The following is a 7,505-nucleotide window of genomic DNA, read 5'->3' as shown; positions in this document are numbered from 1 at the left end:
AGAAGAAGAGATGATCTTAATATCATCAGATAATTAATGCTAAAATACATAAAATAACAAGAAGAAACTAATGCATAGGATAATAAACATAGAAGTATTAAAAACTTCTCTAACAGTTGTTTCAATTCATAGGGCTAGGAATAAACCTAGCCCTATACTAAACTAATTTACACATTCATTCAAACACTCTCCAAACTCCCCTTAACAAACTCCGAAGGAGTCATCCCCTCACACTTAGCAAACTGCTTAGAAAAACGTGAAGAACTGTTATAACCAACCCTCTTGGCCACCTCCTGAATAGACATAGAAGAACCAATAAGCAACTTCTTACTCTCACTAATCCTCACAGAAGTAATATAATCAATAAACCTAACCCCAGCCTTCTCATGGAAAATCTTGCTCAAATAATTAGGAGTAATATTATACAGATAAGCAATAGTACTAACACCAATCTCATTCATATAATTATCATTAACATACCCTATAATCTCATCCACCAAATCATCATTACAAGACTTGTTACCCTTTTTAAAAATAGTACCACCATACTCACCCAAAGCCCTAACAAAATCAGAAAAACTACCATTAACATCAAAACTAAACTTAATACTTAAATTCATAAAATCACTCAAACAACATTTATCTAAAGCATCATAAATATTTCTAAAATCAATAGACTCCTTAATCTTGTTCAAATACTCATTGTACAAAAGCTCTTCTTTATTGACATAGCATTCGCACAACTTGTAAATATATTTAGAAAACAATAAACTATCTTTATTGTCCTCAACGTACCTATTATCAATATGTATCATACCTTTAAAGTCTTCTATAACTCGCACAAAAGCATATTCTTTTAAAATTTCTAAATCCTTATAAAAGGCTAATTCATTATCATACCTGCCAAATCTACTCAGAGTAATACTATAATTAGAACCCTGCAATGAAGACAACAATGAATCAAAATCAATACACACAGTAGTGTTACTTCTAACAAGCAGCAATAAATTATTAGCATCAATATAATGAATAGCAAACCTTAAATTATCATCAAGTTTATTAGTCATGAATTCACGAATAGAGCATAAAACCTCATCTAGCTTTACACTGACATTGTCTATATTATTCAAACCATCTATAGAAAATAGGTAAGGGGTATAGACATATTCATAATCTAAAGCACAAGGCTTATTATCTACCATACTTTTAGCAAAAAATTTATTATAAGTAGATATTATATTTAACTCAAAAGAATGATTATCTTTGATTAAATCTTCTTTCTTAGATGTTTTAGTGATGCATATAATTGGTCTAAGTTCATCTATACTAATAGGCTTTAATAAATAATCTTTTACCCCTAATGAAATAGCCTTTTTAGCTAAGTGAAATTCTTTTTCTCCAGTCAAGATAAACCATCTAGTATTTGTAGAAGAGTCCTTGCAACTTTCTATAGCAGATAAACCATCCATCAAAGGCATATTAATATCTACAAAAGCTAAATCGGGTTTAGTTTCATTAAAAACATTGATAAGTTGTTTGCCATTTCTCGCTTCTATAAATGTATGAGTGTGTGGCTCTATTTCTTCAATCATATTTTTAATACCTAATCGAACTAATTTTTCATCATCAGCTAGTAATATAATCATAGTTACATTCCCCCTTCAAAGGTAGTTTTAGTGTGCATGTAGTTGATACTCTAGGTTTACTTTCTATAACAAATTCGCTATTACTTTCAAATAAATTTAAACGTTCGGTTACATTTTTAAGTCCTACGCTGTTATAAGGATCTGTTGCAGTTATATCAAAACCATCTCCATTATCACTTACAGTTAATATTAAATAATCTACATCATTAATTGTTTCAATTATTGATTTAACATGTATAAATATAGGCTCGCCACTTTCTTTAAATCCATGTTTTATACAGTTTTCAACTAATGGCTGCAAAATTAACTTAGGTAATTTTATATCTTTAGTACTTTCATCTAAAGACAATTCAAATTCTATCAAATCATCAAATCTAAGTTTTTCAAGAGATAAATACTTCTCTATACAGCTAAATTCTTCTTCTAAATTAGATATAGTTGCATTATTACAAGTGTATCTATAAAACTTGGATAGTTGAATGATGGAATCTTCAAGTAGTTGTTTTTCATTAAGTCTATTAAGAGTAACAAACCCACTTAATATATTATTTAAAAAATGAGGATTTATTCTTGCTTGAAGAGCAGTATATTCTGCTTTTTTCTGATTTATAATTGCTTCATATTCATTTTTAGCTTGTTTTTTAGTATTAGAAGCGACTTTGTTTATTGCTTTTGAAATAAATTCAAATTCAGCTGTACCAGATATATTAGAATCCACTACATCTTGTCCGTTTTCTAATTTTTCCATAGAAGTGGTAATTTTAGAAACGGAATTAATTATTTCTTTGATTCTTAATTTAAAGAATAATGCTGAGAATAATAAAAATAATAATCCAATAATTACAAACACTATCATAATAACAAGAGTTTTACTATGAAGGTCAGCTTTTGAATCTAAATATAACAAAGTCCAATTACTTGTATTTATTTTCTTTTCTAATACGTTATAGCTAGATAGAGAATGCTTGTAATCATCTAGATTATAGTCTTCATCTATTAACTCAGGTCCAGGATTAGTAGAATATATAATTTGATTAGATTCATCTAATAATAAAAATTCGGAGTTATGACTTACATTTATAGAAGATATGATATTTTTTAGCATATACTCCTTAGCATCAACTTTTATTATTCCGATAATCTTTTGAGTATAAGGATTTTTTACTACCCTCATTAAAGAAAATACTTTATATTTATCACTAGACATAGGATATTCAATAGTGTGTAGTGGTGTAAAGTAAAGTCCATCAGCATCACTTAATGCAGTGTTAATCCATTCTTTATAAATTTCAGGGGAATTCATTTCACATAATTTGTAGTAATCTTTGTTTACTAAAAAAGACTTAGAAGTATCATTTATAGGAATAAATGTAATAGCTAAAATATCTTTTCTAGATGTGTTTATTAGCTTATTTAATACGGACGAATAACTTTTATTCATATTATATGAATTAATATCATTAGCTTTAAGGTTCAAATGGTTGTTCATATAATACATGTATTCATAAATTTCATTATACATATAAGGTGACAAGGTCAGTTTTTTTAAATCTTCGAGATATGTATCAATGTTACTTGAGACAGAGTTTAACGTATTTTTATAAGCATCCATGTTTTGTTCACTTAGTACCCCTGTGAAATAATTAAACAAAAACATAAGGCTAATAATCATTGGTACAAAAACACTAAATATAAAAAGTATCATCAGTTTAGAGCTAATATTGTAAAATTTTTTCATAATAATTACTCAATTCACCCCTTAATTTACTATATACTAAAGTAATTATAGCAACATTGTAAAAAGATGACAATTAGAAAGTGGAAAACGATTGTAGAAAATGACTATTAAAGTGTAGAATTGATATATATATATATCGAATTATTAAAACTATAATTATATTAAATAAATGGAGGGGGAGAAGAAGATGAACAAAAAACTAATAAGTATTCTTACAACTAGTATGTTAACGTTTTCTATGTTGACTGGATGTGCAAGCACAGAAGACAAAAGCTCTGAGGGTGGAAATAAAGATGATGCTACAGTATCATTTATGACAAACAAGGTAGGAGCACCAGCAGATGCTTTAAAGAAGGTATGTGAAGATTTTACAAAAGAAACAGGAATAAAAGTAGAGTTCTCAGCTCCAGGGAGTAGTTATGAAGAGCTTATGAAAACAAAAATGGCAGCAAATGATTTGCCAGATTTATGGACTACACATGGATGGTCAGTTGCTAGATATTCTGAATATTTAAGACCATTAAATGATCAACCATGGTTCAAAGATGTATCTCAATCTATAAAGCCAGTTATAACAGCTGAAAATGATGATATATATGCATTACCAGTAAATATGGATATAGCTGGTATATTATATAATGTTGATGTTATAGAAAAAGCAGGGGTAAATGTTGATGAAATAAAAACTTGGGGTGACTTTGAAAAAGCACTACAAAAAATAAAGGATGCAGGATTTACACCAATACATATAGGTGGTAAGGATAGCTGGACAATAGGTCAATTCTTTGACTGGGTAGCACCATCATTCTATGTAACAAATGAAAGCAATAACTACCGTAAGGAGTTAAAAGATGGTACTTTTGATATGAACAAATGGTCAGAAGTAGCAGGGTTATTTGAAAAATGGAACAATGCTGGATACTTTAATGTTGATAGCTTAACATCAGATTACAATACAGCAGCTCAATTATTAGGAGAAGGTAAAGTAGCGTTTGAATTCTATGGAAACAACACAATGACAGATGCATTATCTTACAACAAAGATGCTAAGTTAGGATTTATGCCAATACCAGCAAATGATGCTTCTGATGAGCCTACTTTAATAGCTGGTGAAGATATAGCTATAGGAGTTAACAAAAGTTCTAAAAATGAAGAAGCAGCTCTTAAGTTATTAAATTACTTTGCTAAGCCAGAAGTATTAAGTGAATTATCTTCTATAAGTAAAATGCCATCAGGAATAAATGGTGTTGATAGTGATACAGGTATGGCTAAAACTTATTATGATAAGTACAAAGATGTTAAAACTATGCCTTACTTTGATAGAGCATTCTTACCTAATGGTATGTGGGATGATATGTGTATAGGTGGAGCAGGTATATTAGCTAAAGAAAAGAATTCTGTTCAAAAAGCATCTGATATAATGATTCAAAGTTACAAAGATAAAATAAATCAATAGAAATAATAATTAATAAATAGTATTAAATAATTTGAGAGTAAGTTCAGCTACTAAACGAATGTTACTCTCAAATTGTTTAAAGAGGGGAGGAAATAAATGAAAGCTACAGCAGATATGAAGAAAGATAAATCTTTATTAAGAAATAAAAAAACTACAATGAATCTATTTTATTTACCGGCAGTAATCTTATTTTTAGTAATCGTAATATATCCTTTACTTAAAGGGGTAATGTTTTCTTTTACAAACTGGAATGGATTTTCACAAAGTTATAAATTCGTGGGACTAGATAACTACAAGAGATTACTTACAGATCCAAACGTTAGACTGGCATTATTCAATACTATAATATATGGATTTGGTAGTACATTACTTCAAAACGTATTAGGTCTAGCATATGCCATATTCTTAAATGCTAAGTTTAGAGGAAGAGGTATAGCAAGAACTATTATATATTTACCTGTAATGATTGCACCTTTGATTATGGGATATATTGTTTATTTCCTATTCCAATACAATGGGGGAGCATTCAATGATGTTTTAATAATGCTAGGAAAAGAGCCAATAGACTGGTTAGCAAATGGTCAAAGGGCCGTAATAATAATGACATTAATAAATACACTTCAATTCGTTGGGATATCAATGGTAATATACTTAGCGGGTCTTCAAAATATACCACAAATGTACTATGAAGCTGCAGATGTAGATGGAATTTCTCCATGGAACAAATTCAGATACATAACATTACCATTATTAATACCAGCAATAACATCTTCAGTAATAGTAAACCTAATAGGAGGTCTAAAACTATTTGATATTATACAAGCCCTAACAGCAGGTGGACCAGGATTCTCATCTCATTCATTATCAACATTAGTCACACATACTTATTTTAGAAGTCAAAATGCAGGTTACTCAGTAACTATAGGGTTGTTTACATTTGTATTTATAGCGATAGTTTCAAACCTTATCATGAAGTATTTTGATAGTAAGGAGGTATAGAATATGTCAAATACAAAAACAAAGCAAAAAGGAAATATTAAAAGAAGTATATTAGCTGTATTAATATCATTAGTGCACATAATTCCTCTATATATCCTAGTAGGTGTAGCCTTTAAAAGACCGGATGATCTAAGTTCAAGATGGATATTTCCAGATTATTTATACTTAGACAACTTTAAAATAGCTATTGAACAAGGAAATATACTAAGAGGTTTAACAAATAGTTCAATAATAACGTTCACTTCTATAATTTTAATAACAGTAATAGGTGCAATGGCAGCCTATCCACTAGCTAGAAATGCAACAAAAACAAATATGAAAATAAAAGCATTCATAATAGGGATAATGATGGTTCCACCTTTAAGTATAGTAGTTCCATTATATTCAATGATGGCAGATTTACAAGGTACTAGTACTTACTGGGGAATAATCACAATACTTGTGACTTTCCAATTACCTATGAGTGTTTTCTTATACTATAACTTTATAAAATCAATACCAATAGATTTAGATGAGGCTGCAGCTATTGATGGATGTGGACCACTTAGAACCTTCTTCCAAATAGTATTACCTCAATTAAAGCCAGTAACAGCATCAGTTGTAATATTAACAGGAGTAAGCTGTTGGAATGATTACCAATTCTCACTATATATGTTACAAAAAGCAGAAATGCAAACTGTAACTCAAACTATATCAAGTTTCTTTGCTCAAAATTCATCAAATATGAATGCAGCAGCAGCTACAGCGTTAGTAGGTATATTACCAATTGTTATACTGTTTATGTTCCTACAAAAATACTTTATCAAGGGTATGATAGACAGTGCAATAAAATAATAAATTATTAAATAACTAGATGATGGAGGATAATTATGAACAACGAAAACTTTCACCCTACACTAATTGAACCACCTATAGCTCATGCACTACATAAGTGGGATGAGGAAAATAGAGTACTAACATATGAGTATAATGGTAGAAACATTATAACTATGGAAGTAGGAGGAGATGATGAAGTAGGATTTAGACATGGGTCAGATGGAAACCTACAAAACATTCCTTTTATACAACAACTATACGTAATGGTAGATAGACCTATCACTTGTAAAGTAACTTTATTATTAAGCAAAGATGCCATAAATATGAAGCCAAATCGTGCAAAGCATGAAGAAGCTATAATAGGTCAAGTAGGTAGACCAACTATAGAAGGGTCAAATGGAGTTTATGATATACATCAAGATTTACTTATAGACTGGAATGGCTGTGAGTGGAGATGGATAAGTGATAGATTTGAAGAAAATGAAGATGGTACATTAAAGGTAGAGCTAGAAATAGACTTAGGACCAAAGCCATTGTTTATAAATTTAAGAATGCAATATTATAGAAGACACTTAGGTTATAGCTACCATAAGCCATGGGAATTTAGACCAAATCTAAAACCACTAGCAGGATGGTGTTCGTGGGAAGCATTTAGACGTGATGTGAATCAAGAAAATGTAGAAGATGTATCTAAGTTCTTTGGAGAAACTTTAAGAGATTACGGGTTAGAATATATACAAATAGATGATGGATTCCAACCAATGCCACTTCCAGTAAACCCAAAAGGATCTTTAGCTAATGGATGGTTAAATACTAATGGACAGTTCCCAAAAGGACATGATGGAGCAGT

General features: G+C 29.9%; 5 protein-coding genes and 1 pseudogene. 4 read left to right on the top strand and 2 right to left on the bottom strand.

Going from position 1 to position 7,505, the window contains the following annotated elements; genetic code table 11:
• Positions 1-179 precede the first annotated feature (179 nt).
• Positions 180-1,646, bottom strand: a complete 1,467-nt coding sequence (locus ACRDBA_RS08515; RefSeq protein ID WP_438572496.1) for a response regulator transcription factor — start codon at positions 1,644-1,646, stop codon at positions 180-182.
• Positions 1,627-3,384 (bottom strand): cache domain-containing sensor histidine kinase, encoded by a 1,758-nt coding sequence (locus ACRDBA_RS08510; protein WP_438572495.1) that lies wholly within the window; start codon positions 3,382-3,384, stop codon positions 1,627-1,629. Before ACRDBA_RS08510 ends, ACRDBA_RS08515 begins: the two co-directional genes overlap by 20 nt.
• Before the next feature lie 187 nt (positions 3,385-3,571).
• On the opposite strand from ACRDBA_RS08510, the gene ACRDBA_RS08505 reads away from it, so the two are divergent.
• From ACRDBA_RS08505 to ACRDBA_RS08490, 4 genes and pseudogenes are all read left to right on the top strand, one after another.
• Entirely contained in the window at positions 3,572-4,840 is a 1,269-nt protein-coding gene (locus tag ACRDBA_RS08505) for an ABC transporter substrate-binding protein (protein ID WP_438572494.1), read from the top strand.
• 96 nt (positions 4,841-4,936) lie between these two features.
• Positions 4,937-5,839 (top strand): carbohydrate ABC transporter permease, encoded by a 903-nt coding sequence (locus ACRDBA_RS08500; protein WP_438572493.1) that lies wholly within the window; start codon positions 4,937-4,939, stop codon positions 5,837-5,839.
• A gap of 3 nt (positions 5,840-5,842) precedes the next feature.
• Entirely contained in the window at positions 5,843-6,673 is an 831-nt protein-coding gene (locus tag ACRDBA_RS08495; protein WP_438572492.1) for a carbohydrate ABC transporter permease, read from the top strand.
• Between the two features lie 35 nt (positions 6,674-6,708).
• Positions 6,709-7,505 (top strand): annotated as a pseudogene (locus ACRDBA_RS08490) (hypothetical protein); the annotation flags it as partial.

Source organism: Clostridium sp. (assembly GCF_051654825.1).
Classification (GTDB): Bacteria; Bacillota; Clostridia; order Clostridiales; family Clostridiaceae; genus Clostridium.
This window is presented reverse-complemented; position numbering and strand designations above follow the sequence as displayed.

Excerpts from the sequence above, each read along its gene's own strand:
- ACRDBA_RS08515 (WP_438572496.1), bottom strand. The coding sequence starts at position 1,646 with ATGATTATATTACTAGCTGATGATGAAAAATTAGTTCGATTAGGTATT.
- ACRDBA_RS08505 (WP_438572494.1), top strand. The coding sequence starts at position 3,572 with ATGAACAAAAAACTAATAAGTATTCTTACAACTAGTATGTTAACGTTT.
- ACRDBA_RS08500 (WP_438572493.1), top strand. The coding sequence starts at position 4,937 with ATGAAAGCTACAGCAGATATGAAGAAAGATAAATCTTTATTAAGAAAT.
- ACRDBA_RS08510 (WP_438572495.1), bottom strand. The coding sequence starts at position 3,384 with ATGAAAAAATTTTACAATATTAGCTCTAAACTGATGATACTTTTTATA.
- ACRDBA_RS08495 (WP_438572492.1), top strand. The coding sequence starts at position 5,843 with ATGTCAAATACAAAAACAAAGCAAAAAGGAAATATTAAAAGAAGTATA.